The sequence below is a fragment of the Novosphingobium umbonatum genome (assembly GCF_004005905.1).
Lineage (GTDB): Bacteria > Pseudomonadota > Alphaproteobacteria > Sphingomonadales > Sphingomonadaceae > Novosphingobium > Novosphingobium umbonatum.
In genome coordinates this window covers 109,579-134,380 of record NZ_SACO01000005.1, presented here as the reverse complement: position 1 = coordinate 134,380, position 24,802 = coordinate 109,579, and the positions used below count along the sequence as shown (strand labels likewise).

General features: G+C 63.4%; 20 protein-coding genes. 9 read left to right on the top strand and 11 right to left on the bottom strand.

Going from position 1 to position 24,802, the window contains the following annotated elements:
* Nucleotides 1-122 precede the first annotated feature (122 nt).
* Complete coding sequence (locus EOE18_RS08750) at nt 123-1,292, top strand: glycosyltransferase family 4 protein (protein ID WP_127708752.1); 1,170 nt, start codon at nt 123-125, stop codon at nt 1,290-1,292.
* Nucleotides 1,293-1,556: 264 nt separating this feature from the next.
* Entirely contained in the window at nt 1,557-2,885 is a 1,329-nt protein-coding gene (locus EOE18_RS08745) for a replication-associated recombination protein A (protein ID WP_127708440.1), read from the top strand.
* A gap of 17 nt (nt 2,886-2,902) precedes the next feature.
* Here the strand turns inward: EOE18_RS08745 and clpB are convergent, their stop codons facing one another.
* Together clpB and EOE18_RS08735 are read right to left on the bottom strand one after the other, a co-directional pair.
* A complete protein-coding gene (gene clpB / locus EOE18_RS08740; RefSeq protein ID WP_127708437.1) occupies nt 2,903-5,482 on the bottom strand; it encodes an ATP-dependent chaperone ClpB in 2,580 nt (859 codons plus the stop codon).
* A gap of 127 nt (nt 5,483-5,609) precedes the next feature.
* On the bottom strand, nt 5,610-7,373 hold the full coding sequence (locus EOE18_RS08735) for a M28 family metallopeptidase (protein ID WP_127708434.1): 1,764 nt from the start codon (nt 7,371-7,373) through the stop codon (nt 5,610-5,612).
* Between the two features lie 144 nt (nt 7,374-7,517).
* Between EOE18_RS08735 and EOE18_RS08730 the strand changes: the two genes are divergently transcribed.
* On the top strand, nt 7,518-10,370 hold the full coding sequence (locus tag EOE18_RS08730) for a M16 family metallopeptidase (RefSeq protein WP_127708431.1): 2,853 nt from the start codon (nt 7,518-7,520) through the stop codon (nt 10,368-10,370).
* Between the two features lie 258 nt (nt 10,371-10,628).
* Here the strand turns inward: EOE18_RS08730 and gatB are convergent, their stop codons facing one another.
* The 5 genes from gatB to rpsU form a co-directional block, all read right to left on the bottom strand.
* Entirely contained in the window at nt 10,629-12,125 is a 1,497-nt protein-coding gene (gatB, locus tag EOE18_RS08725; RefSeq protein ID WP_127708429.1) for an Asp-tRNA(Asn)/Glu-tRNA(Gln) amidotransferase subunit GatB, read from the bottom strand.
* 1 nt (nt 12,126) lies between these two features.
* Nucleotides 12,127-13,605, bottom strand: a complete 1,479-nt coding sequence (gatA, locus tag EOE18_RS08720) for an Asp-tRNA(Asn)/Glu-tRNA(Gln) amidotransferase subunit GatA (protein ID WP_127708426.1) — start codon at nt 13,603-13,605, stop codon at nt 12,127-12,129.
* Nucleotides 13,605-13,907: an Asp-tRNA(Asn)/Glu-tRNA(Gln) amidotransferase subunit GatC gene (gene gatC, locus EOE18_RS08715; protein WP_127708423.1), complete on the bottom strand. Its 303-nt coding sequence runs from the start codon at nt 13,905-13,907 to the stop codon at nt 13,605-13,607. Before gatC ends, gatA begins: the two co-directional genes overlap by 1 nt.
* Before the next feature lie 126 nt (nt 13,908-14,033).
* Nucleotides 14,034-14,579 (bottom strand): FKBP-type peptidyl-prolyl cis-trans isomerase, encoded by a 546-nt coding sequence (locus EOE18_RS08710; protein ID WP_127708421.1) that lies wholly within the window; start codon nt 14,577-14,579, stop codon nt 14,034-14,036.
* Nucleotides 14,580-14,848: 269 nt separating this feature from the next.
* A complete protein-coding gene (gene rpsU / locus EOE18_RS08705) occupies nt 14,849-15,055 on the bottom strand; it encodes a 30S ribosomal protein S21 (protein ID WP_127708418.1) in 207 nt (68 codons plus the stop codon).
* 232 nt (nt 15,056-15,287) lie between these two features.
* Here rpsU and crcB point away from each other — a divergent pair, with 232 nt between their 5' ends.
* The 5 genes from crcB to EOE18_RS08680 are packed head-to-tail and all read left to right on the top strand — an operon-like array spanning nt 15,288 to nt 18,534.
* Nucleotides 15,288-15,695, top strand: a complete 408-nt coding sequence (gene crcB / locus EOE18_RS08700; RefSeq protein WP_127708415.1) for a fluoride efflux transporter CrcB — start codon at nt 15,288-15,290, stop codon at nt 15,693-15,695.
* 10 nt (nt 15,696-15,705) lie between these two features.
* Nucleotides 15,706-16,953, top strand: a complete 1,248-nt coding sequence (locus EOE18_RS08695) for an RluA family pseudouridine synthase (protein ID WP_127708412.1) — start codon at nt 15,706-15,708, stop codon at nt 16,951-16,953.
* Between the two features lie 5 nt (nt 16,954-16,958).
* Nucleotides 16,959-17,606, top strand: coding sequence for an HAD-IA family hydrolase (locus EOE18_RS08690; RefSeq protein WP_127708750.1), 648 nt, complete (start codon nt 16,959-16,961; stop codon nt 17,604-17,606).
* Nucleotides 17,603-17,833 (top strand): hypothetical protein, encoded by a 231-nt coding sequence (locus tag EOE18_RS08685; RefSeq protein WP_127708409.1) that lies wholly within the window; start codon nt 17,603-17,605, stop codon nt 17,831-17,833. Before EOE18_RS08690 ends, EOE18_RS08685 begins: the two co-directional genes overlap by 4 nt.
* The gene (locus EOE18_RS08680; RefSeq protein ID WP_127708406.1) at nt 17,830-18,534 is read left to right on the top strand and encodes an ATP12 family chaperone protein; all 705 of its coding nucleotides are present in this window, start codon (nt 17,830-17,832) and stop codon (nt 18,532-18,534) included. Before EOE18_RS08685 ends, EOE18_RS08680 begins: the two co-directional genes overlap by 4 nt.
* Here EOE18_RS08680 and EOE18_RS08675 read toward each other — a convergent pair.
* From EOE18_RS08675 to EOE18_RS08660, 4 genes are read right to left on the bottom strand one after another with little or no spacing between them, the layout of a single operon-like run.
* Nucleotides 18,531-19,118: an ABC-type transport auxiliary lipoprotein family protein gene (locus EOE18_RS08675; RefSeq protein WP_127708403.1), complete on the bottom strand. Its 588-nt coding sequence runs from the start codon at nt 19,116-19,118 to the stop codon at nt 18,531-18,533. The two genes, EOE18_RS08680 and EOE18_RS08675, sit on opposite strands and share 4 nt — an antisense overlap.
* Nucleotides 19,115-20,053 (bottom strand): MlaD family protein, encoded by a 939-nt coding sequence (locus tag EOE18_RS08670; protein WP_127708400.1) that lies wholly within the window; start codon nt 20,051-20,053, stop codon nt 19,115-19,117. Before EOE18_RS08670 ends, EOE18_RS08675 begins: the two co-directional genes overlap by 4 nt.
* Nucleotides 20,053-20,856 carry an ABC transporter ATP-binding protein gene (locus tag EOE18_RS08665; protein WP_127708397.1) on the bottom strand — a complete coding sequence of 268 codons (804 nt, stop codon included), beginning with the start codon at nt 20,854-20,856 and terminating at the stop codon, nt 20,053-20,055. The genes EOE18_RS08670 and EOE18_RS08665 overlap by 1 nt, the downstream gene beginning before the upstream one ends.
* A complete protein-coding gene (locus tag EOE18_RS08660; RefSeq protein WP_246027340.1) occupies nt 20,853-21,980 on the bottom strand; it encodes an ABC transporter permease in 1,128 nt (375 codons plus the stop codon). Before EOE18_RS08660 ends, EOE18_RS08665 begins: the two co-directional genes overlap by 4 nt.
* Before the next feature lie 113 nt (nt 21,981-22,093).
* Between EOE18_RS08660 and EOE18_RS08655 the strand changes: the two genes are divergently transcribed.
* A complete protein-coding gene (locus EOE18_RS08655) occupies nt 22,094-24,796 on the top strand; it encodes a valine--tRNA ligase (RefSeq protein WP_127708394.1) in 2,703 nt (900 codons plus the stop codon).
* Nucleotides 24,797-24,802 lie beyond the last annotated feature (6 nt).

Here is a 24,802-nt window from a genome sequence, read left to right as displayed (position 1 = left end):
TCGCGGGGCGGGATGTGGTCTGGCGCATGGTGGCTCTGGCAACAGGGCTGCCATGCGCCTTCTTTATGCGCAAAACGGGGGTGATGCTGGCCAAGAGCCGCATCAGCCGCTATGGGCGCCCGATGCAACTTCCTACCCGAACTTCCGACCTGCGCGTTGCCCTGTTCAGCGGCAATTACAATATGGTCACCGATGGCGCCAACAAGGCGCTCAACCGTCTGGTCGGCTATCTGCTGGCACAGGGCGCGCAGGTGCGCGTCTATTCCCCCACGGTGGAAAATCCCGCCTTCCCGCCCACGGGCGATCTGGTCAGCGTGCCCAGCTTTGCCATTCCGGGCCGCGCGGAATATCGCATCGCCACCGGCCTGCCTGCCTCGGTGCGGCGCGATCTGGCCGAATTCGCGCCCAATATCGTGCATGTCTCCAGCCCCGATCCCACCGCGCATCGCGCCGTAACCTGGGCGCGCGAACAGGGCCTGCCCGCCTTGGCCAGCGTCCACACCCGTTTCGACACCTATCCGCGCTATTACAATATGGCTTGGGTGGAGCCTTTGCTCACCGCCATTTTGCGCCGCTTCTATCGCCGCTGCGATGCGCTGGTCGCCCCTTCGGAAAGCTTTGCGCAAGTGCTGCGCGACCAGCGGATGAATTACGACATCTCGCTATGGTCGCGCGGGGTGGACCGCCATATTTTCGACGCCAGCCGCCGCGATATGGCATGGCGCCGCAGCCTTGGCATTGCCGATGATGAAGTGGTGGTCGGCCTGTTCAGCCGCCTTGTGATGGAAAAGGGCCTCGATGTCTTTTCCGACACGATTGACGAGCTGAACGGCAAGGGCGTCAAACATCGCGTGCTGATCGTGGGCGATGGCCCCGCGCGCGAATGGTTCGAGGCACGCCTGCCCAACGCGGTCTTCGCCGGCTATCAGGCAGGCACCGACCTTGGCCGCGCCGTGGCCAGCATGGATGTGCTGTTCTTCCCCTCGGTCACCGAAACTTTCGGCAATGTCACGCTGGAGGCCATGGCCTGCTCGCTGCCCGTGGTCTGCGCCGAGGCAACCGGTTCGGAAAGCCTTGTCGACAATGGCGTATCGGGCCGCCTGATCCCGCCCGGCCGCATCCACGCCTTTGCCGAGGCCGTGCGCGCCTATGTGGAAAGCCCCGAGCTGCGCGCCGCCCATGGCGCCGCCGGCGAGGCCCGCAGCCGCGATTTCAGTTGGGACCGGATCAACCAATCCGTGGCCGACACCTATCTGCGGTTGATCCGGCAGAAAGTGGCGGGGCGGAAGTAAGGGGTTTTCATGCGAGGGACTCGTCCCTCGCGCTCCCTTTAACGTCTTCCGGCGAGAGGGCAGGCGGCATACCAAACCGTCGCCTATAAACGCCCCGCCGCGCAGCGGCCTTAAAAGCCTCCGGCGGTCAAGTGACACGCAACGCCGATGACCCTCCCATTATCGGGATTGTTAAGGGCCCCCGCCCTTAACCCGCCGGAGGCATTATAAACTCCGCCGGAGGCATCCTTCCCTTTCCCCCCAAACCATCCTAAACCCAGCCTTATGGACCTCTTCGCCCCAGACCCAGCGGAAACACCCCCTTCCCCGCCGCCGCCAACAGGGGCCATTCCGCTGGCCGAACGCTTGCGGCCCGCGCATCTGGGCGAGGTGATCGGGCAGGAGCACCTGACGGGGCCAGAAGGCGCGATCGGGCGAATGGTGGCGGCAGGGCGGCTGTCCAGCATGATCCTGTGGGGCCCGCCGGGCACGGGCAAGACCAGCATCGCAAGGCTCTTGGCCGCCAGTGTGGGGATGCGCTACGCCAGCGTCAGCGCGGTGTTTTCCGGCGTGGCGGATTTGAAACGCATGTTTGCCGAGGCCGAGGGCGCGCTAGCGCTGCATGGCCGCCCCACCCTGCTGTTTGTGGACGAGATCCACCGGTTTAACCGCGCGCAACAGGATGGCTTCTTGCCCTATGTGGAGCGCGGCACGGTGACCTTGGTGGGGGCCACCACCGAGAACCCTTCCTTCGCGCTCAACGCCGCTTTGCTCAGCCGCGCGCAGGTGTTGATCCTGCACCGCCTCTCCCCCGAAGCGCTGACCGCCTTGTTAGCGCGAGCGGAGGAGGCCGAGGGCGTGCCCCTGCCCCTCACCGCCCCTGCGCGCGAGGCCTTGATCGCCAGCGCCGATGGCGACGGGCGCTTTCTGCTGGGTCAGGTCGAAACGCTGTATAATGCGCAATTGGCGCAGCCGCTCGATCCGGCAGGGCTGGGCCGTTTCCTGCAACGCCGCGTGGCGGTTTACGACAAAGACCGCGATGGCCATTACAATCTGATCTCGGCCTTGCACAAATCCCTGCGCGGCTCCGATCCACAGGCCGCGCTTTACTATCTGGCGCGCATGCTGACCGCAGGGGAAGAACCGCTTTACGTGCTGCGCCGCCTCGTCCGCTTTGCCAGCGAGGATATTGGCATGGCCGACCCGCAGGCCTTGCAGCAATGTTTGCTGGCGAAAGATGCCTATGATTTTCTGGGCAGCCCCGAAGGCGAATTGGCGATAGCCCAAGCCTGCCTCTATTGCGCCACCGCGCCCAAATCCAACGCCGCCTATAAGGCATGGAAGGAAGCCGCCGCCAGCGCCCATGCCACCGGTTCGCTGATGCCGCCCGCCAATATCCTCAACGCGCCGACCAAGCTGATGAAGGACATCGGCTATGGCGCGGGCTATGCCTATGACCATGACGCGCCCGATGGTTTTTCCGGCGACAATTACTGGCCCGAAGGCATGGCGCCCCAGCAATTCTATCGCCCTGTCGAACGCGGCTTTGAACGCGAAGTGCTAAAGCGCCTTGAATGGTGGGACCGCAAAAGGCGCGAAAGGGGAGCGGAATAGCCGCCCCCCTTTTGCGATCACACGACGCTGAACACCAGCGCCCCGTCCCCCTCGTCCAACCTCACCGTGCTGCCATCCGGCACGTCCCCGCCCAGCAGCTTTTCGGCCAGCGGGTCCTGCACATAGCGCTGCACCGCGCGTTTCAGCGGCCTTGCGCCATAGACCGGATCATAGCCGACCCGCCCCAGCCAGCGCTTGGCTGCATCGGAGAGGTCCAACGTGATCTTGCGGTCCTTCAGCAGTTTTTGCACGCGGCTCACCTGCAATTCCACAATCGGGGCCATATGTTCCGCGCCCAGACGGTGGAACAGGATGATCTCGTCCAGACGGTTGAGGAATTCGGGGCGGAAATGCCCGCGCACAATTTCCATCACCTGCGGCTCGACGCTTTCCACATCCTGCCCGTCGTCCAGATTGGCCAGATATTGGCTGCCAAGATTGCTGGTCAGGATGATCAGCGTGTTGGTGAAATCCACCTGACGCCCCTGCCCATCGGTCAGGCGGCCATCGTCCAACACTTGAAGCAGCACGTTGAACACATCGGGATGGGCCTTTTCCACCTCGTCAAACAGCACCACCTGATAGGGACGGCGCCGCACCGCCTCGGTCAAAACGCCGCCCTCGTCATAGCCGACATAGCCCGGAGGGGCACCGATCAGGCGGCTGACCGCGTGCTTTTCCATGAACTCGCTCATGTCGATGCGCACCATGGCATTGTCATCGTCAAACAGGAAACCGGCCAGCGCCTTGGTCAATTCCGTTTTGCCCACGCCCGTGGGGCCCAGGAACAGGAAGCTGCCCAAAGGCCGGTTGGGGTCTTGCAAGCCCGCCCGCGCACGGCGCACCGCCTTGGACACGGCGACCACGGCATCCTTCTGCCCGATCACGCGCTTGCCGATCACCTCTTCCATCTTGAGCAGCTTTTCCCGCTCGCCCTGCAACATCCGGTCCACCGGCACGCCGGTCCAGCGGCTGACGACACCGGCAATATCATCGGCGGTCACTTCCTCGCGCAGCATGGCGTTTTGCGCCTGAGACTGCGCCTCGGCCAGTTGGCGCTCCAGTTCGGGGATGCGGCCATAGGACAGCTCGCCCGCACGGGCCAGATCGCCCTTGCGCTGCGCCTGTTCCAGCTCCAGCCGCGCCGCATCCAGCGCTTCCTTGATCTTGCCTTCCGCGGCTATCTTGTCGCGCTCGTTCTGCCAACGGGTGGTCAGCTCCGCGCTCTTCTGCTCCAGATTGGCCAGTTCCTCGCGCAGCGCCACCAGCCGGTCCTTTGAGGCGGCATCGCTCTCCTTGGCCAGCGCCATTTCCTCGATCTTCAACTGGATGATCCGGCGGTCGAGATTCTCAATCTCCTCCGGCTTGCTCTCCACCTCCATCCGGATACGGCTTGCCGCCTCATCCATCAGGTCGATAGCTTTATCGGGCAGGAAACGGTCGGCAATATAGCGGTTGGACAGCGTAGCCGCCGCCACAATCGCATTATCGGCAATCCGCACGCCATGGTGCAGCTCGTATTTTTCCTTAAGCCCGCGCAGGATCGAGATCGTATCCTCCACCGTGGGTTCGCCCACGAAAACAGGCTGGAACCGGCGCTGGAGAGCGGGGTCTTTCTCGACATATTTCTGATATTCATCCAGCGTGGTAGCGCCAATGCAATGCAATTCGCCCCGCGCCAGAGCAGGCTTCAACAGATTGCCCGCATCCATCGAGCCCTCGCCCTTGCCCGCGCCGATCAGCGTGTGCATTTCATCGATGAACAGGATGATCTCGCCTTCCGCGCCCTTCACCTCGTCGAGCACAGCCTTGAGCCGCTCTTCAAACTCGCCGCGATATTTGGCCCCCGCGATCAGCGCACCCATGTCCAGCGACATCAGGCGGCGATGCTTGAGGCTGTCGGGCACATCGCCATTGGCAATGCGCAAGGCCAGCCCTTCGGCAATCGCGGTCTTGCCCACGCCCGGTTCGCCAATCAGCGCGGGGTTGTTTTTCGTGCGGCGGGCCAGAATCTGCACCGTGCGGCGGATTTCCTCGTCGCGCCCGATCACAGGGTCCAGCTTGCCATCCTTGGCCGCCTGCGTCAGATCGCGGGCATATTTCTTCATCGCGTCATAGGCGTTTTCGGCGCTGGCGCTGTCCGCCGTCCGCCCGCCGCGCAGGGCGGTGATCGCGGCCTCCAAAGCCTGCGGCGTCACATTGGCAGCCTTCAATGCCTGCCCCGCTGCGGTCGTCGTAGCCAGAGCCAGCGCGACCAGAATGCGCTCCACGGTAACAAAGCTGTCGCCCGACTTGGCGGCCACCTGCTCGGCGCTGTCCAGCACGCGCACGGCGTCATTGTCGAGGCCCGGCTGCGCTTGCGCGCCCGATCCGCTGACAGCGGGGATCTTGGCCAGCGCCTTGTCCACCTCGGCCACAGCCACGCCAGCGTTCCCGCCCGCGCGCTGCAACAGCCCGCTGGCCATGCCCTCGCTGTCTTCCAGCAAGGCTTTGAGAATATGTTCGGCGGTGATGCGCTGGTGGTTGAGGCGAATGGCCACCACTTGGGCGGCTTGCAAAAAGCCCTTGGCGCGGTCGGTGAATTTTTCGAGGTTCATGGGGTCGGTTCCTCCGTTACCGCAAGAGATGGTGTGACCATTTCGCCACACAAGCCCTTGCAGCAGAAAATTACCGCCCCATGTTCTATCGCCCTCGCGGCCAATCGACTTTGACCAGCCTCAATCCTTACTTGCGCTCTGCCTTGGGCGCTTGGGCGGCAAAGGTCGCGCCAAAGAAATCGCCCTTGAACCAAAGCGGCGGGGTCGCCCCGTCGGCCATGGCGCGGGTGATGCGGTAATTGGCCTCGGCAAAGCGGGCGCCCGCGCGCCAATTCCATGCCTGCGCCATATCATCATTGGGCTGGTGATAGGTATGGGCCAGAAAATCGCCGAAGGCCTTGGCCCCGCCATTGGCCCATCCGGTGGCCAGAAACACCGCCGGCACGCCCTTGCGCACAAAGCGGTAATGGTCGGACCGTACAAAGATGGTTTCGGCGGGCATGGGATCGGGCGAGAGGCCCACCTGCATCGGCTTGACCGCATCGGCCACAATCGGCCCCAGCGTGGAATGGTCCGCGCCATAGGCAATCACATCGGTAAAGGGATAGAGCAGCACCGGCATATCCAGATCGACATTGCCGACAATCTTTTCCGCCGGAATGGTCGGATGGTTGGCGTAATAATCCGCGCCCAACAGGCCCTTTTCCTCCGCCGTGGTGATCAGGAACACCACCGAGCGACGCGGGCCAGCTTTATCTGCTGCCATCACGCGGGCCACTTCCAGCGTGGTGGCCGTGCCCGCGGCATTGTCCATCGCGCCATTGTAAATGCGGTCCTTGTCCGCCGGTTCGCTTTCCTTCACCTTGCCCACGCCCAGATGGTCCAGATGGCCCGACAGCACCACAAACTGGTCCTTCAGATCCGATCCGGGCAGCATGGCCACCACATTGGGGCTAGTCACGCGGCTGGACTTGGATTGCACAAAGGCATGCAGGCTGGCCTTCAGCGCAAAACCCTTGGGGCGACCGCCTGCCTTGTCCGCCTCGGCGCGGATCTGCGACAGGCTCTTGGGCGCGCCTTCCAGCAAGGCGGCGGCGGCCTCGTCGCTGACCGAGATGGCGGTGCGGATGCCGGGCGCGCCCTCATTGGCCTTCCCATCCGGCCCCACCCAGGCATAGCTGGGGCTGAAAGCGGTCTGCACGCTCTTTTCCCAAGGGCGCACCTTGGCCGAGGCATTGGTGGCCACCGTAATCACACCAATCGCGCCATGGGCCTGCGCCATTTGCGCCTTGGTGGCGGAAAGATGCGCGCCCTCCTCGCTGGGCATGCCCGCCGGATAGCCGCGCAGCAAGACCACGATCTTGCCCTGCACATCCAGCCCTGCGTAATCATTGATACCCAGCGCCGCATTGTCGATGCCATAGCCAACAAACACCAAAGGCGCGGTCAAGTCCAGCTTGGGCTCATTGGCGCTGGCGGCAATCATCACCTGCTTGCCATGGGCGAAGGCACTCTTGCCCTTCGGCCCTATCACCTCCACGCCAGCGGGCGCATCGGCAAATTCGGTCTTTTGAAACGTGATGCGTTGCAGCCAACCACGCTGAGCATCGGCGCCCATATCGCCCATCGGCACAAGGCCCAAGGCGGCAAAGCGCTGCGCCACAAAGCGGGCGGCGATTTCATGGCCGGTGCTGCCCACGTCCCGACCCTGCAACAGATCATCGGCGAAAAAGCTGATATCGGCCTTGATCCGCTCGGCCGAGAAACGCGGGTCCAGCGGCAGATCCGCCTCGGCGCGCAAAGGGACGGCAGGCTGGGCAGTTGCGGGCGCAGCAGGGGCACCGGCCTCGAAAGCCTCGTCACTGGCCTCCTCGGTTTCGATCGCGTGCAGCGGAGCAGCGGCCAGCAGCGCAAAGGCGGGGATAAGCGCGCGCAAGGTTGATTTTCGCATGGGAACCGGACAATCCTGACAGCAATGTTAATAATGCGGAACGGATAACCGGCCAAACCGCCCATGGCAACCAAGCCCTGCGGTTCATGCTTGCGACAGGCTGCCCGTGAAACTAGCTTGGCCACAGATTTTCAGGGGATTTTCATGCGACAAATTCTGCCCGCCCCAATGTTGGCCCTCTCGCTGGCGCTGGTGGCCCAGCCTGCCTTGGCAGCGCCTGCTCCAAAGACCACAGCAACACCCGCCCAGCCCGCAACCGCCAAACTGGCCGATCTGGTGCGCGCGGTCGACATCCCGTACGAACGCTTCCAACTGGCCAATGGGCTGACCGTGCTGGTCCATACCGACCGCAAGGCGCCCATCATCGGCGTCACCACCTATTACCGCATCGGTTCCAAGCATGAGCCGCGCGGCAAGACCGGCTTTGCCCATCTTTACGAGCATCTCTTCTTTGGCGGCAGCGAGAATGTGCCCAATTTCGACATTCCGCTCGAAGGCGCAGGTTCCACCGCCACCAATGGCAGCACTTGGTATGACCGCACCAATTATGTGGAAACCGTGCCCAAGGGCGCGCTGGACCTCGCGCTGTTTCTGGAAAGCGACCGCATGGGCCATCTGCTGGGCGCGGTGACACAGGACAAGCTGGATAAGCAGCGTGGCGTGGTGCAGAATGAAAAGCGGCAGGGCGATAACCAGCCCTATGGCCTGACCCGCTATGCGCAGACCGATGGCCTGTTCCCCGTGGGCCACCCCTATCGCCACCAGACCATCGGCTCGATGGCCGATCTGGACGCGGCCTCGCTGGGCGATGTGCGGGCTTGGTTCAAGGAGCATTATGGCCCCAACAATGCGGTGCTGGTGTTGAGCGGCGATATTGATGCCGCCACCGCGCGCCCGCTGATGGAAAAATATTTCGGCGATATTCCGGCAGGGCCTGCGGTGAAACCCGTGGTGGCAGGGCCGGTCACACTAAAGGCTCTGGTGCGCCAGACCATCACCGACAATGTGGCCACCACCCGCCTTGTCCGCCTGTGGAGCGGGCCGGGCCTCAACCACAAGGACACTGCGGCGCTGCAGGTGGGCATGAGCGTGCTGGGCGGGCTGGCCTCCTCGCGGCTCGACAATGCTCTGGTGCGGGGCAAGCAGGTGGCCGTCTCGGTCAGCGCCGAGTTGGAAAGCTATGAACAGGTGAGCGTGCTGGAAATCAGCATGGATGTGAAACCGGGCGTAAGCCGCGCGGTGGCCGAGGCTGCGCTGGACGCGGAAATCGCCAAATATCTGGCCAGCGGCCCCAATGCCGACGAGGTGAAACGCGCCGCCACCCGCGAAGTATCGGGCCAGATCGGCGCGCTGGAAGTGGTGGGCGGCTTTGGCGGCAAGGGCGCGACCTTGGCCGAGGGCTTGCTCTATTCCGGCGATCCGGCAGCCTATAAGCGCGATCTGGCAGCCATAGCCTCGGTCACGCCCGCACAGGCCAAGGCCGCGCTCAACACATGGCTCAAACGCCCTGTGCTAGCTATTGCCACCGTGCCGGGCAAGCGGACGATGAGCGGCGACCAATTGGGCGGCTGGGGCGATGAGGCCCAGCGCCCCGCACCCAAACCTGATGCCAAGGCCCCCGTGCCCCCCGTTCCGCAATCCCCGCCCCGCAGCGCTCCCCCTGTGGCGCCGGTGGGCGAACTGGCCTTTGCCGCGGTGGAACATGCCACGCTTTCCAACGGCATCCCCGTCAGCCTTGCGCGGCGCAGCGCGGTGCCCAAGGTGGTGATCAACCTCGCCTTTGACGCTGGCATCGCGGCAGATTCGCTCAACACGGCGGGCACGCAGGGGCTGATGCTCTCCATGCTGAAAGAGGGCACCACCAGCCGCGACGCCACCCAAGTGCTGGAGGAGGAGGAGCGCCTTGGCGCCTCGCTGGAAAGCGCGGCGGGGATGGATACGACCGCCGTCACCCTGTCGGCGCTGTCGGCCAATCTGGCGCCATCTTTGGCGCTGATGGCCGATGTGGTGCTGCACCCCGCCTTTGCCCCGTCCGAGGTGGAGCGGGTCAAGCAGCAGCGTCTGGCCCGTCTGGCGCAAACTCTGGCCAATCCGCAGGGCATTGCCATTCGCGCCATCAACCCTGTGCTGTTTGGCAAAGACCATCCCTATGGCCTGCCCGCCGATGGGCTGGGCGATGCGGCCAGTCTGAAGGCGCTGAACCCGCAAGACTTGCGCGCCGCCCATGCCCAATGGCTGCGCCCCGATCTGGCGCGCATCACCGTGGTGGGCGATATTGCCATGGGCGATCTGCTGCCCCAATTGGAGCGCGCCTTTGGCCAATGGGCCAAGCCTGCCAGCCCCAAGCCTGTCAAGGCGGTTAGCGCTGCGGCGCCGACTCCCAACCCGCGCATCATCCTGATCGACCGGCCCGGTTCGCCGCAATCGGTGATCGTGGCGGGCCGCGTGCTGCCCCTATCGGGCCGCGATGGCGGGCAGGAAGCGCTGGATCTGGCCAATGAGGTGCTGGGTCAGGGCCTGCTCTCGCGCCTCAATGCTGACATCCGCGAGGACAAGGGCTGGTCCTATGGCGTGCAATCGGTGGTGCGCCAGCCTTTGGGCGCGCGCAGCCTGTTAGTGGTCGCCCCCGTGCAGACCGACCGCACCGGCGATGCGATCAAGGCCATCATCACCGATATGAAGGCCCTGCCCGCCGCCAAGCCGGTGACCGAGGAAGAATTGCAGCGCGTGACCGATGGCAACATCCGTGGCCTGCCCAACCGCTTTGAAACCAACGCGCAAGTGCTGGGCGCCATTGCCGCCAACGAACGCTTTGGCCGCCCCGATGATTATTACACCAAACTGCCTGCCCTCTATCGCAGCATCGATGCCAAGCTGCTGAACGAGAAAGCCGCGCAATTCCTCCAGCCCGAGGGCCTGACCTATGTGGTGGTGGGCGACCGCGCCAAGGTGGAGGCGCAGGTCAAGGAATTGGGGTTGCCGGTGGAGGTTCGGTAAAAAGTTTTGCCTCCGGCGGGCAAAGGGACTCGTCCCTTTGCAATCCCGTTAATGAGGTGGCGCTTCGTCCTCGGGCGGGGCGCCATTTCTTTTTAAAGCCTGCGGCGCCCATATAAAAACCGCTGCGTAGCGGCCTTAACAGCCAACCACGCGACGGTCCTGTATCACCACGTTTTCGTTACGCCATCGCCGGAAGACGTAACGGGGTTGTTAGGGGACCAGTCCCCTAACCCGCCGGAGGCAACCCCCTTTAACCCCTCAAGCCAAAGCCTTCTTCAGCAGTTCATTGATGATCTGCGGATTGGCCTTGCCCTGCATGGCTTTCATGGTCTGGCCGACGAAGAAGCCGAACAGGGCTTCCTTGCCGCCCTTATACTGCTCCACCTTGTCGGCATTCTTGGCGAGGATATCGGCAATCGCCGCCTCGATCGCGCCCGTGTCATTGGTCTGCTTCAGACCTTCACGCTCCACAATCACGCCCGCGCCATCGCCGGTCTCGAACATCTTTTCCAGCACCTGCTTGGCGATGGTGCCCGAAATCGTGCCATTGCCGACCAGAGCCAGCAATTCGGCCGCCGCTTCCGGCCCGATCGGGCTGGAGTGCAGATCCTTGCTCAGCTTGTTGAGCGCGCCAAAGAATTCGGACAAGAGCCAGTTCGAGGCCTGCTTGGCCACATCCGCCTCGCCCTTGCCCTGCGCCTTGGCAGTCGCCGCCAGCAGAGCTTCAAACCAGCGCGCGGTTTCCACCTCTGCCGTCAACACGCCCGCATTATAGGCCGACAGGCCCAGCTCACCCACATAGCGGGCGCGCTTGGCATCGGGCAATTCGGGCAGCGAAGCGCGGCATTCCTCGATGAAACCATCTTCCAGCACCAGAGGCAGCAGGTCAGGATCGGGGAAATAGCGATAGTCATGCGCATCTTCCTTGCTGCGCATGCTGCGGGTCTCGTTGCGGTCGGGATCATAGAGGCGCGTTTCCTGCACCACCTGACCACCATCCTCGATCAACGCCACCTGCCGCTTGGCTTCGGATTCCACCACAGCCATCACGAAACGCACCGAATTGACGTTCTTCGTCTCGGTCCGCGTGCCGAACTCGTCACCGGGGCGGCGGACCGACACGTTGACGTCGGCGCGCATGCTGCCCTGATCCATATTGCCATCGCACGAACCCACATAGCGCAGGATCGAACGCAACTTGGCAAGATAGGCGCCAGCCTCTGCCGGGCTGCGCATATCGGGGCGGCTGACGATTTCCATCAGGGCCACGCCGCTGCGGTTCAGGTCGACATAGGACATGGTCGGATGCTGGTCATGCATCAGCTTGCCCGCATCCTGCTCGACATGGATGCGCTCGATGCCGATCACCTTGGTGTCCGCATCGGGGTTCTTGTCGTCCAGACTGATCAACAGCTCGCCTTCGCCCACGATAGGGTGGTAAAGCTGGCTGATCTGATAGCCCTGCGGCAAATCGGCGTAGAAGTAGTTCTTGCGGTCAAAGCGCGAATATTTGTTGATCTGCGCCTTGATCGCCAGACCGGTGCGCACCGCCTGACGGATGCATTCGGCATTGGGCACGGGCAACATGCCGGGCATGGCCGCATCCACCAAAGACACCTGCGAATTCGGCTCGGCGCCAAAAGCGGTGGCCGACCCCGAAAACAGCTTCGCCTGCGTGGTGATCTGGGCATGGACCTCAAGGCCGATCACGACCTCCCATTCACCCGTGGCGCCCTGAATACGATAATTGCTCATCTTACCACCATTTCTCGGGCTTGGCCGCAAATTGCGCGCGCTGTTCAATCGCAAGGCCAGCGTTCAGCACGCCCTGCTCGTCAAACGGGCGGCCCACAATCTGCAGGCCCAGCGGCAGGCCACCGGCATCCAGACCAGCGGGCACGCTCATCGCGGGCAGACCGGCCAGCGAAGGCGGCACGGAGAACACATCGCCCAGATACATGTCGATCGGGTTGCTCTTTTCCCCCAAAGCATAGGCCGAAGTCGGCGCGGTGGGGGTGAGGATCACGTCAACCTGCTTAAAGGCTTCTTCAAAGTCGCGGGCGATCAGCGCACGCACCTTTTGCGCCTTGGTGTAATAGGCGTCGTAATAGCCTGCCGACAGCACATAGGTGCCGATCAGGATGCGGCGCTTCACCTCGTCGCCGAAACCGGCGGCGCGGGTGGCGGCATACATCTCCTGCAAATTCGCGCCATCGGGCAATTCGCGCAGGCCATAACGCACGCCATCGTAACGCGCGAGGTTGGACGAGGCTTCGGCAGGGGCGATGATGTAATAGGTCGCCAGAGCATATTGCGTATGCGGCAGCGAAATATCGACCACTTCCGCGCCCGCATCCTTCAGCCACGCAATGCCCTGTTCCCAGGCCTTGGCCACATCGGCGTTCAATCCGTCGAGGCGGTATTCCTTGGGAATGCCCACCTTCTTGCCGCGCAAATCCGCATTCAGATTGGCGGCCCATTCGGGCACCGGCAGATCAAGGCTGGTGGCATCCTTCTCGTCAAAACCGGCCATGGCTTCCAGCATCACGGCGCAATCGGCCACATTGCGCGCCATCGGGCCAGCCTGATCGAGGCTGGAGGCGAAAGCGACAATGCCCCAGCGCGAGCAACGGCCATAGGTCGGCTTGATGCCGGTGGTGCCGGTGAAGGCCGCAGGCTGGCGGATCGACCCGCCCGTATCGGTGCCGGTCGCCGCAGGGCACAGACGCGCCGCCACCGCTGCCGAGGAACCGCCCGAGGAACCACCGGGCGTCAGGGCCTTGTCCTCACCCGCACGGCGCCATGGGCTGACCACGGGGCCAAAGGCGCTGCTCTCGTTGGACGAACCCATCGCGAACTGGTCAAGGTTGAGCTTGCCCAGCAGGCCCGCGCCCGCGTCCCACAGCTTCTGGCTGACGGTCGATTCGTATTGCGGCTTGAAACCGGCCAGAATCTTCGAAGCCGCCGAAGTCTGCACATCGCGCGTGGCGAACAGATCCTTCATGCCGATCGGCACACCCGCCAGCTTGCCCAAAGGCTGGCCAGCGGCACGCGCGGCATCCACCTTTTGCGCGGCATCCAGAGCCGCTTCGGGCGTGGCCACGATAAAGGCGTTCAGCGCGCCAGCTTCCGCAACCGCAGCGTTGAAGCTGGTCGCCACTTCCACGGCGGTAAATTCGCCCTTGGCCACGCCGTCGCGGATCTCGCACAGCGTCTTGTCGGTCATCTCGCTCATTATTCAATCACCTTGGGCACGCCAAAGAAGCCATGTTCGGCCGCCGGCGCATTGGCCAGCACCGCGTCACGCTTGTCACCACCGGTTTCGGGAATGGCATTCACCACATCCGCGCGCAGGCGCAGCACATTGGGGATCACCGCCGTCATCGGCTCCACCCCATCGGTGTCCACTTGCGACAATTGTTCGACGAAATCGAGGATGCCGTTAAGTTCGGGCACCATTGCGGCCACTTCGGCCTCGCTCACCTTGATACGGGCAAGGCTGGCAATCTTGGCCACTGTGGCGGTATCGACCGACATAGCAAAACCTTCATGGTAAAAGACGAAAGAGGGCGGCGAGCCGGACGCCCGCCGCCTGATAGACTTGCGCTAGCACTGCCCGCGCGCCGCTTCAAGCTGGGGCGAATCCGCCCCGCGCTTCAAAGCTTACTGGACAGGCGCCGCTTCGGGCGAGCCTTCAGCCGCCGGAGCGCCATGACCGGCCGCACCGCCACCCTGTGCGCGCATCATCTGCTCCATCATGCGCTGCTGGGCTTCCAGCTCGGCACGGTTGCGGAAATCGATCACTTCCAGATCAAACGTGATGTCCGAATTGGCGGGAATCGGGCCAACGGCCTTGTCACCATAGGCCAGCTTGGCGGGGATCTTCACCAGATAGTGGCCGCCACGCTGCGTTTGCGCCAGCGCCTTGGCAAAGCCGGGCACCACGCCCTGCATCTGCATCACCACATTCTTGTTCTGGTCGAACACAGTGCCATTATCCAGCTTGCCGACATAATTGATCATGATCAGATCAGCCGCGGTCGGATTGGGGCCTTCGCCAGCTTTCAGCGTCTTGACGCCCACCAGCGGGGGCTTTGCCGCCACAGCCACCACGCCGCCCAGCAGCACAGCCGCCAGCGAGCCAAGCCAAATGCGGGACACCGAGCCCTTGGCGAGCGGTTGCAGGGGAACGCGGGTGATCTCGGTCATCTTGGGCTTCCTGTCACAACGGATATGTCACAATGGATAGAGCGCCTGAGTCGGACACATCTCTGCCCCGCATCGGCACCCCAGAATCAGATGCCTCTTGGCGCAAGCGAAGCGCTTGGGCAAGCCCTGTTGCCCGATATCACAGGCCTTTGCCGCCCTGCACCATCGGCTATCGGCGCCAAAACGCAAAAAACCCGCCAGCCCAGCAAAGGGCGGCGGGTCTTTTTCTGCCGGAGTGGAGTTACCCCCACCCCCAGCTGATGACAGCCTTACTTGGCGCCATCACGCTCCAGACGCTTACGCTCCAGCTTGCGTGCGCGACGGACAGCGGCAGCCTTTTCACGGGCGCGCTTTTCCGACGGCTTTTCAAAGTGGCGGCGCAGCTTCATCTCGCGGTACACGCCCTCACGCTGCAGCTTCTTCTTCAGCGCGCGAAGAGCTTGATCGACATTATTGTCCCGAACGAGAATCTGCATAAAAAGAACCACCTCACGAATTAACCGGCCTGAACCCCGCTATGATCAAGCAGCGCGGGGGAACACCTGAAGGATTACAACGAATTTAACGCCGAATCCGTCACCGGTCGGCTGGAATTGCGCGCCGCTAGCAGAGTCGCGCCGGAAAGGCAAGGCAAACCGGCCGCAAGCGTTGCCTGAACCGACCTACCGGAGCTTTCCCGTTGGGCGCGCTCATAGTAAGAGTGTGGCCATGACACAAGTTCCTTCCTTGCCTTTAGGCTCCGCGCTGGTCTTTCTGGGCGGCGGCACTGGCGCATGGGCGCGCTATATGACAGGGCGTATCTGCACAGCGCTGCTTGGCCCTGCGGCGGCCACCTTCCCCTATGCCACGCTCGCCGCCAATGTGCTGGGCGCGCTCGCGATGGGGATTCTCACCGGATGGCTGGCCCGCCATGGCACAGCAGGCGAGCCTTGGCGGCTGTTGCTTGGCGTGGGAATTCTGGGCGGCTACACCACTTTTTCCAGCTTTGCGCTGGAGTTTGCCCTGTTTGTCGAACGCGGCCAATTGGGCCTTGCCGCGCTTTATGTGGGGCTGACCATGCTGGCCGGCTTCGCGGCTTTGTTCATGGGCCTATACCTTATGCGCAGCTTCGGGTAACGGGCCTGTTATGAGTGAACAGAAAAAATCCGCATCGAACACGGTTCGTCAATTTACCGTGGGCAGCGATGATGAAGGTATCCGCCTTGACCGCTGGTTCAAGCGCCACCTGCCGCAGGTGGGCTTTGCCACGATTTCGCGCTGGGCACGCACCGGCCAGATCCGCGTGGATGGCAAGCGCGTCGGCCCCGAAGACCGCCTGACCAAGGGGCAGGTTTTGCGCGTCCCCCCCGGCGACAGCCATATTTCCGGCAGCGGCGGCAGCAAGCCCGTCCGCCAGCGCAAGCCTTTGACCGAAGCGCAGATGGAATTGGCCGACAGCATCGTGCTGCATCGCGATCCGGCCGCCATTGTCATCAACAAGCCCCCCGGCCTTGCCACGCAGGGCGGCAGCGGCACGTATGAGCATGTCGATGGCCTGCTCGACGCCTATGCCACCACCGGCCCCCGCCCGCGTCTGGTCCACCGTCTGGACAAGGATACCTCGGGCGTGTTGCTGGTCGCCGCCACGCCGGGCAGCGCGGCCTTCTTTTCCAAGCGTTTTTCAGGGCGCAGCGCCAAGAAAGTCTATTGGGCGCTGGTCGCTGGCGTGCCCAGCATTGAACAGGGCCTGATCGACCTGCCTTTGGCCAAGCAGCCGGGCACGGGCGGTGAAAAGATGATGGTGGACAAGAGCGAGCAGGGCCAGCCCGCCCGCAGCCGCTATCGCGTGATCGACCGCGCAGGCAACAGCGCCTGCTGGGTGGAACTGCAACCCTTGACGGGCCGCACCCACCAATTGCGCGTACATATGGCCGCGATTGGCCACCCGATTGTGGGCGATGGCAAATATGGCGGTCAGGACGCTTTCCTGACCGGCAGCATCAGCCGCAAGATGCATCTGCATGCCCGCCGCCTGATCATCGAGCATCCCGATGGCACGCCGCTGGATGTCGAAGCGCCCCTGCCCGACCATTTCGCCGCCAGCCTGGCCCAGCTGGGCTTTAACGAGGCCGATGGCGAATATATCCCCGATCCCGATGGCGATTTGAGCCGCGAGGAAAAGAAGGCCGCAGCCAAGGCCCATGCCAAGGATTACCGCAAGGAGCGCAAAGGCGAACGCCGTGGCCGCGCCGAAACCGGCCGCGCTCGCAATGATTCGCGGATTGCCCCCGGTCGGGCCGGTGCCGGTGCCATGCGCAAGCTGGGCCCGAAAAAGGGCGTTGGCAGCGTAAAGAAGGGCCCCGCCGGCCCCCGTGGCCCCAAGGGCCGTCCATGAGCGCAGTGCGTCTGGCGGTTTTTGATTGCGATGGCACGTTGGTCGATGGCCAGCATGACATTGCCATGGCGATGGACGAGGCGTTTGCCGCGCTGGGCCTGAACTCGCCCTCGCGCCTGTCGGTGCGCCGTATCGTGGGGCTCAGCCTGCCGCAGGCGATGCGCAAGCTGGCCCCCACCCAAACGCCCGAGATCCAGACCGCCCTGGTCGAAGCCTATAAGAACGCCTATCGGCAGGCGCGGATCGAGGGGCGCATTGGCGAACCCTTGTTCCGTGGCATCCGCGAGGTGCTGGACGGGTTGCGGGCCGATGGCTGGGATCTGGGTGTCGCCACGGGCAAGAGCGATCGCGGCCTGGCCTATTGTCTGGCCACCCATGGGTTGAGCGATCATTTCATCACCTTGCAAACCGCCGACCGCCATCCGTCCAAGCCCCATCCCTCCATGCTGACTCAAGCGATGGATGATGCGATGGCGCAGGCGCAAGATTGCGTGATGATCGGCGACACTTCCTATGACATGGCCATGGCCCGCGCCGCCGGTGTGCGCGCCATTGGCGTGGCATGGGGCTATCACACCACCTCGGACCTGCTGGCCGCAGGGGCCGATTGCGTGGTGACCACTCCGGCACATTTGCAAGAGGCATTATCTTGAGCAAGAAGCTCTCTCCTGAAGATCTGGCCAAGGCGCGTTTCAAGCGGTTGAGCACCGTGCGCTTCTTTGGCGTGTTCATGGGCATCGTCGGCGCGGCGATCATGGCGGGCAAGGTGGATCTGCCGCGTCTGGTGGGGCTGCTGGTCCTGCTGGGCGGGCTCTATTATGCGCTGCTGTTCCCCGCCCAACTGGTGCGCCGGTGGAAGAAACAGGACGCGGCCCAATGAAGCGGTTCTACAAACAGGTTTCCTTTGCGGAAGAGGCAGAAGGCTGGCGCGTGCTGCTCGATGGCCGCGCGATCAAGACCGTGGGTGGCCGCCCGCAAGCCCTGCCCAGCGCCGCTCTGGCGCAGGCCATGGCGCAGGAATGGGCCGATCAGGGCGAAGAGATCGACACCACCCGTTTCATCTATCGCGACATGGCCGATTACGCGCTGGACATGGTGGCGCAGGATTCAGCCGAGGCGATTGAAAGCCTGCTGCCCTATGCCGAGACCGACACGCTCTGCTATCGCGCCGATCCGGACGAGGCCTTGTTCGAAAAGCAGCAGCAAGTGTGGGAACCGGTGCTGACCAAGGCCGAGGCGCGGCTTGGCCTACGCTTTGAACGGATCAGCGGCATCATCCACCGCCCGCAACCTGCCGCCACTTTGGCCGCCTTGCGTGGCTTGCTGGAGGCGAGCAGCCCGTTCCGACTGGCCGCCTTGCGCAACCTGTCCAGCCTTGCCGCCTCGCTGATCATCGCGCTGGAAGCGTTGGAACCCGATGCCGATGTCGCGGGCCTATGGGCAGCCGCCTGTCTGGAAGAGGAATGGCAGGCCGACCTGTGGGGCCGCGACTGGGAGGCCGAGGAGCGCCGCGAAAAGCGCGCCAAGGCCTTTGCCGCCACGGTGGAATTTGCCCGTCTGGCGCAGGCAGAAACGGTTTAATTCAGCCAATCATCCACTTCGCCCGCCACTTTCTGCGCCGCAAGGTTCAGGGCGGGCGCAACGGCTTCGGCGCGGGGGGCGACATTGCCCTCCACCGCTTCGAACCGGCGCTGGCTCAATCGACCATCGGCCTCGCGGCGCAGGGCATCGTAACGCACCACGGCGGCATGGCGCTGCGCATCATAGCCGATGAAGGCCAGACGCCCCGACAGGCGCTGCCCCGCGCCCACCGCCTCCCCATCATCGACCAGCACCAACCTTTTGCCGCCCTTGCGCAAGGTTTCGGCCAGCATGTTGCGGAACAGGCGCGCAGGGCGATCCGACCACATGCCATCCTTCATATAGGCAAACTGGCCCGCCCCCATCTGCACCGCAATGCGCGGCACGGCCAGGGCACGCTCGGTTTCCGGCTCGGCCACCAGCACAGCCTTGTCAGCGCTGACGCTGACCGCAGGGCCAGCGGGAGCTGTTTGCGCAGCACTCAGGCCATAAAGCTGCTTGGGCAATTTCACCTTCTCGCCCACGCTGACACAGCCCGACAGCGCCAACAGCGCCGCAGCGGATAGGAGGATGGCGCGGCTCATGGGTGATACTCCGGCAGCTTGGGCGGGCTGATCAAGGCGGTCGCCCCCTGATTGTCGATCTTCTCGGTCAATTCGCGCAGCGCCTTGCTGGTGGCGCGCAATTCGCGAATCGCATTTTCGGCTTCCGGCAAGGTCTGGTTGTTCACGCGGCGCATGGTCGGCGCGGTTTCGGCCATGGTGGCCTGCAAGCCTTGCGCCGCATCCCGTGCCGCGCGTAAAGTATCGGCCAATTGCCGCGCTAGCGAGGCCCCGTTGGGATCAAGCTGCGCGTCCACCCTGCCCGCCACCTGTTGAAACGCAGCCAAGGTCGACTGTGCCTGCACCAGCGTCGTGTCCAGATCGGCCAAAGTCTTGCCCACCTGCGGCGAGGCATCGGCCAGATGGCGCGTCATACGGTTGGTATTGGCCAGAATGCCCGCCAATTCCTGCTGGTTCTTGTCCGAGAGCATATCGCCCAACCGCTCGGTCAGGCCGGACAGCCGTTCCAGCAGCAGCGGCGCGTTGGACAGCAAAGCCCCCAGCCCCGATTGCTTGGTGGGGATTTGCGGCACGCCATCCGGCCCAAGCCGCGTCAAGGGCGGGGCACCGGGCAGGCCGCCGGACAGCTGGATCGCCGAAACGCCGGTAAAGCTGCCCTGAATGCTGGCCTTGGTGCCTTCCAGAATGGGCACGTCAGGGTTGATCGCCACCCGCACCCGCACCAGACCCGGATCGTCCTTTTTCAGCTCGATCCCCACGATCTGCCCCGCCGGAACGCCCGAATAGGACACTGGCGCGCCATTGGCCAAACCATCGACCGACTGGCGGAAATAGATGTCATATTCGTGCCGCTCGTTTCGGCTGAGATGGGCCAGCCACAGCGCCAGCCCCATGGCCAGCGTCAAAAGGCCCAGCGTGACCGCCCCGACCCAAATGTGATTGGCCCTCGTTTCCATCAAAAATGTTCCTGTCCGCCAGCAACCGGCCCCGGATAGCGCGCCGCCAAAGCGCTGCGCCCGCGGGGGCCGTCGAAATAATCATGGATCCATGGGTGATCGCTGGCCAGCAATTCCGGTATGGTGCCCACCGCGATCACCTGTTTATCGGCCAGAACCGCCACACGGTCGCAAATCTCGTGCAAAGTGTCGAGGTCATGGGTGATCAGGAACACTGTCAGACCCAACGTCTCGTGCAATTCGCGCGTCAAATGGTCAAAGGCCGCAGCGCCAATCGGGTCCAGCCCTGCGGTCGGCTCGTCCAGAAACAACAGTTCAGGGTCCAGCGCCAAGGCCCGCGCCAGACCGGCCCTTTTCTTCATGCCGCCCGACAGTTCGGACGGATATTTGGCCGCCGCCGCATCGGGCAGGCCGGTCATGGTCACTTTGAAACGGGCAATCTCGCGGCGCAGGCGCGGGTCCATCTGGGGGTAGAATTCCTTCAAACCCACTTCGACATTTTCCGCCACGGTCAGCGTGGAGAACAAGGCCCCGCCCTGAAACAGCACGCCCCAACGGCTGCGAATGTCGATATCGGCACGGCATGGCTCGCCGATCACCTGCCCCAACACCTCGATCCGCCCCGCGCTGGGCCGTTGCAGGCCAATGATCGAGCGCATCAGCACCGATTTGCCCGTGCCCGATCCGCCCACCACGCCGATGATCTCGCCACGCCGCACCTCTAGGTCCAGCCCTTGATGGACGACCTGCGCGCCAAAGCGGTTTTCAAGGCCGGTGATGCGGATGGCTGGTTCGCTGTTCATATCCAGCCCACTTCGGAAAAGAATACCGCAAAGAAAGCATCGATCAGGATCACCGCCGAAATGGCCTGCACCACCGCCATGGTTGTGCGCTTGCCCACTTCTTCCGAACTGCCCTCCACCTGCATCCCCTGATAACATCCGGTCAAGGCCACGATCAGGCCGAACATCGGCCCCTTTACCACGCCGACCCACAGGTCGATCATCGGCACCACTTCCTGCACCCGCGACAGGAAGGTGAAGAAAGGAATGCCCATCGTCGCCGCGCTGATGCTGGCCCCGCCGACAATGGCGATCAAAGCGGAAAACACGCCCAGCAAGGGCATCATGATCAAAGTGGCCAGAATACGCGGCAGCACCAAAGCCTCCATCGGAGAGACCCCGATGGTGCGCATCGCGTCAATTTCCTCGGTCAGCTTCATCGTGCCCAATTGCGCGGCAAAGGCGCTGCCCGAACGGCCCGCGACCATGATCGCGGTCATCAACACGCCCAACTCGCGCAAGGCGATGCGGCCGGTCAGGTTCACGGTGTAAATCTGCGCGCCGAATTGCGCCAATTGCACCGCCCCCTGCTGGGCGATCACCACGCCGACCAGAAAGCTCATGAGGCCGATAATGCCCAGCGAATCCACGCCCACCAATTGCATATGCCGCACTAGCGCGGTGAAACGCAGGCGGCGCGGGTGGAGCAGGACACTACCCGCTGTCGCCACCACCGCGCCAAAGAAATCCAGCACGCGCATGGAACCGGCGGCCAATTCCAGCACGACCTTGCCGGTCTGCGCGGTCAGATAGGTGAGGAAAGCGGGGCGATAGGGCGTGACCGGCGCCACCCCGCTGCAAGTCTTGATCGCGCCGATCAGACGTTCGGCCTGCCCGCTGGCGCCGGTAATCTGCGCGCCCGCATCGCGGGCCAGACGCCACACCAACCATGCGCCTGCCGTATCGATCTCCTTCACCGCGGCGATATCCAGCGTGGAAAAGGCCGGCTCTTCCTGCCGCATCGCGCGGTCCAGCCCGCTGACCGTGGCGATGGTCACTGCCCCCGTCAGGGCCAGCACAACGGCGCCCCCTTCGGTCTGATACAGAACATGATCGCAGGTGATGGTCATAGAAGCTAAGTTCATGCGGGAAAATCCCAGTTGCCGCAAGGCCGGGAAGACACCCAATTGCCGCAATGCAGCGCAATGCCCACCCGCACAGGCTTGCGCGCCCGCGCCCGCACTGGCAAAGGCCAATCATGACCGAGGAATCCAGCACCCAGCTCGACAAGACCTTTGATCCCGCCGCGATCGAGGCCAAGTGGTATGCCCATTGGGAACAGGGCGGCCTGTTCCGCCCCGAACGGGGCGATGCCACGCCCTTCACGATTGTAAACCCGCCGCCCAACGTCACCGGCAGCCTGCATATTGGCCACGCGCTGGACAATACGTTGCAGGATATTGTCGTGCGCTATGAACGCCTGCGCGGCAAGGATGCGCTGTGGGTGGTGGGCACCGACCATGCGGGCATTGCGACCCAGATGGTGGTCGAGCGCCAGATGGAAGCGCGTCAGGACAAGCGCACCAATTACACGCGCGAAGGCTTCATCGACAAGGTATGGGAATGGAAGGCCGAATCCGGCGGCACCATCACCAGCCAGCTGCGCCGTCTGGGCTGTTCGATGGACTGGAGCCGCGAACAATTCACCATGGACCCGCATTTCACGCAGGCCGTGGTGAAGGTCTTTGTGGACCTGTATAATCAGGGCCTGATCTATCGCGACAAGCGTCTGGTCAATTGGGACCCGAAGCTGAAAACCGCGATTTCCGACCTTGAGGTGGAAACCCGCGAGGTGCAGGGCGGCTTCTGGAAGTTCCGCTATCCGCTGGCAGACGGCGTGCGTCTTGCCGACGGGCGCGACTATATCGAGGTGGCCACCACCCGCCCCGAAACCATGCTGGCCGACATGGCCGTGGCGGTTCACCCCGATGACGAACGCTATCAGAGCGTGATCGGCAAGATGGTCAAGCTGCCCATCACCGGCCGGTTGATCCCGATTGTGGGCGATGAACATGCCGATCCGGCGCTGGGCACGGGCGCGGTCAAGATCACGCCCGGCCATGACTTCAACGACTTTGAAGTGGGCAAGCGCGCGGGTATCGCCGCCAACCAGATGCTCAACATGCTGGATGCGGATGCCCATGTCGTGCAGACGGCAGATGGTCTGGTGCCTGCGCAGTTCCTCGGCCTTGAGCGGTTTGAAGCGCGCAAGGCGGTGGTGGCTGCGATGAAGGAGCTTGGCCTCCTCGTCCCCCACATCACCAAGGACAAGGAAGGCAACGAGGTCGAGAACGAATTCGAACCCCGCACCATCCAGACCCCCTATGGCGACCGTGGCGGCGTGGTGATCGAGCCTTGGTTGACCGACCAGTGGTATGTGAATGCCGCCGAGCTGGCCAAGGCACCGATCGAGGCGGTCAAGACCGGCGCGATCGAAATCGTGCCCAAGTCATGGGAAAAGACCTATTTCAACTGGATGGACAACATCCAGCCCTGGTGCGTGTCCCGCCAGCTGTGGTGGGGACATCGGATTCCGGCTTGGTATGCCGCCGATGGTCAGGTCTTTGTCGCCGAAACCGAGGAAGCCGCCCAGGCTCTGGCCGGTGCAGGCGTGGAATTGTCGCGCGATCCCGACGTGCTCGACACGTGGTTCTCCTCCGCCCTGTGGCCCTTCGCCACGCTGGGTTGGCCACAGGAAGGCGCGGAGCTGGTCAAGCGCCATTATCCCAATGATCTGCTGATCTCCGGCTTTGACATCCTGTTCTTCTGGTGCGCCCGCATGGCGATGCAGGGCATGCATTTCATGAACGATGTTCCGTGGAGGAAGCTCTATCTCCATGGCCTTGTTCGCGCCTCCGATGGCGCGAAAATGTCCAAGTCCAAGGGCAATGTGGTCGACCCGCTGGGCCTGATCGACAAATATGGCGCGGATGCCTTGCGCTTCTTCATGGCGGCGATGGAAAGCCAAGGCCGCGATGTGAAGATGGATGAAAAACGCGTCGAAGGTTACCGCAACTTCGCCACCAAACTGTGGAACGCGGCCCGCTTCTGTCAGGCCAATGGCATTGTCGGCAGCACCAGCGTCGAGGCGCCCGCCGCCAGCAGCGCGGTGAACAAATGGATCATCGGCCAAGTGGTGGAAACCGTCGCCGCGCTGGACAAGGCCATGGCTGACCTGCGCTTTGATGCCGCTGCCCATGCCATCTATCGCTTCGTCTATGACGATTTCTGCGACTGGTATATCGAACTGATCAAGGGTTCGTTTGACGAGGAAACCAAGGCGGTGGCCGGTTGGGTGATCGACCAGATCCTCGTCATGCTCCACCCCTTCATGCCCTTTGTCACCGAAGAATTGTGGAGCAAGCTGGGCAGCCGTGAGGCTGAATTGATCGTCGCCGCATGGCCCGCCCCGCAGGCACAGGTTGACGCCGAAGCCAAGCGCGAGGTCGAATGGCTGATCGCGTTGATCGGCAATCTGCGTGCGGCCAAGAACGAGCTGGGCCTTGCCCCCGGTGCGCGCCTCACCGCCTATCTGCCCGAACCCGGCGAGGCGACCGCAGGCATTATCGCGCGCAATCCCACCGCGATTGACCGTCTGGCCCGTCTGGACGCCATCCACTTTACCGCCGCTCCGGCAGGCGCGGCGATGCAGGTGGGCGCGGGCGATGCCAATCTGATCGTGCCTTTGGAAGGCTTGATCGACGTGGCCGCCGAAAAGGCCCGCCTTGCCAAGGCTCTGGCCAATTCCACCAAGGAGCGCGACAATCTGGACAAGCGTCTGTCCAATGCCGCTTTCGTGGAAAAGGCCAAGCCCGAAGCCATCGAAAAGGCCCGCGCCGACCATGCCGCCCATGCGGCAGAGGCCGAACGTTTGGCCGCCGCTCTGGCGCGTCTGGGGTAATTGCTA

Excerpts from the sequence above, each read along its gene's own strand:
- rpsU (WP_127708418.1), bottom strand. The coding sequence starts at position 15,055 with ATGCAGATTCTCGTTCGGGACAATAATGTCGATCAAGCTCTTCGCGCG.
- gatA (WP_127708426.1), bottom strand. The coding sequence starts at position 13,605 with ATGAGCGAGATGACCGACAAGACGCTGTGCGAGATCCGCGACGGCGTG.
- EOE18_RS08655 (WP_127708394.1), top strand. The coding sequence starts at position 22,094 with ATGACCGAGGAATCCAGCACCCAGCTCGACAAGACCTTTGATCCCGCC.
- EOE18_RS08665 (WP_127708397.1), bottom strand. The coding sequence starts at position 20,856 with ATGAACAGCGAACCAGCCATCCGCATCACCGGCCTTGAAAACCGCTTT.
- gatB (WP_127708429.1), bottom strand. The coding sequence starts at position 12,125 with ATGAGCAATTATCGTATTCAGGGCGCCACGGGTGAATGGGAGGTCGTG.
- clpB (WP_127708437.1), bottom strand. The coding sequence starts at position 5,482 with ATGAACCTCGAAAAATTCACCGACCGCGCCAAGGGCTTTTTGCAAGCC.
- EOE18_RS08710 (WP_127708421.1), bottom strand. The coding sequence starts at position 14,579 with ATGACCGAGATCACCCGCGTTCCCCTGCAACCGCTCGCCAAGGGCTCG.
- gatC (WP_127708423.1), bottom strand. The coding sequence starts at position 13,907 with ATGTCGGTCGATACCGCCACAGTGGCCAAGATTGCCAGCCTTGCCCGT.
- EOE18_RS08680 (WP_127708406.1), top strand. The coding sequence starts at position 17,830 with ATGAAGCGGTTCTACAAACAGGTTTCCTTTGCGGAAGAGGCAGAAGGC.
- EOE18_RS08675 (WP_127708403.1), bottom strand. The coding sequence starts at position 19,118 with ATGAGCCGCGCCATCCTCCTATCCGCTGCGGCGCTGTTGGCGCTGTCG.
- crcB (WP_127708415.1), top strand. The coding sequence starts at position 15,288 with ATGACACAAGTTCCTTCCTTGCCTTTAGGCTCCGCGCTGGTCTTTCTG.
- EOE18_RS08735 (WP_127708434.1), bottom strand. The coding sequence starts at position 7,373 with ATGCGAAAATCAACCTTGCGCGCGCTTATCCCCGCCTTTGCGCTGCTG.
- EOE18_RS08730 (WP_127708431.1), top strand. The coding sequence starts at position 7,518 with ATGCGACAAATTCTGCCCGCCCCAATGTTGGCCCTCTCGCTGGCGCTG.
- EOE18_RS08660 (WP_246027340.1), bottom strand. The coding sequence starts at position 21,980 with ATGAACTTAGCTTCTATGACCATCACCTGCGATCATGTTCTGTATCAG.
- EOE18_RS08745 (WP_127708440.1), top strand. The coding sequence starts at position 1,557 with ATGGACCTCTTCGCCCCAGACCCAGCGGAAACACCCCCTTCCCCGCCG.
- EOE18_RS08750 (WP_127708752.1), top strand. The coding sequence starts at position 123 with ATGCAACTTCCTACCCGAACTTCCGACCTGCGCGTTGCCCTGTTCAGC.
- EOE18_RS08670 (WP_127708400.1), bottom strand. The coding sequence starts at position 20,053 with ATGGAAACGAGGGCCAATCACATTTGGGTCGGGGCGGTCACGCTGGGC.
- EOE18_RS08695 (WP_127708412.1), top strand. The coding sequence starts at position 15,706 with ATGAGTGAACAGAAAAAATCCGCATCGAACACGGTTCGTCAATTTACC.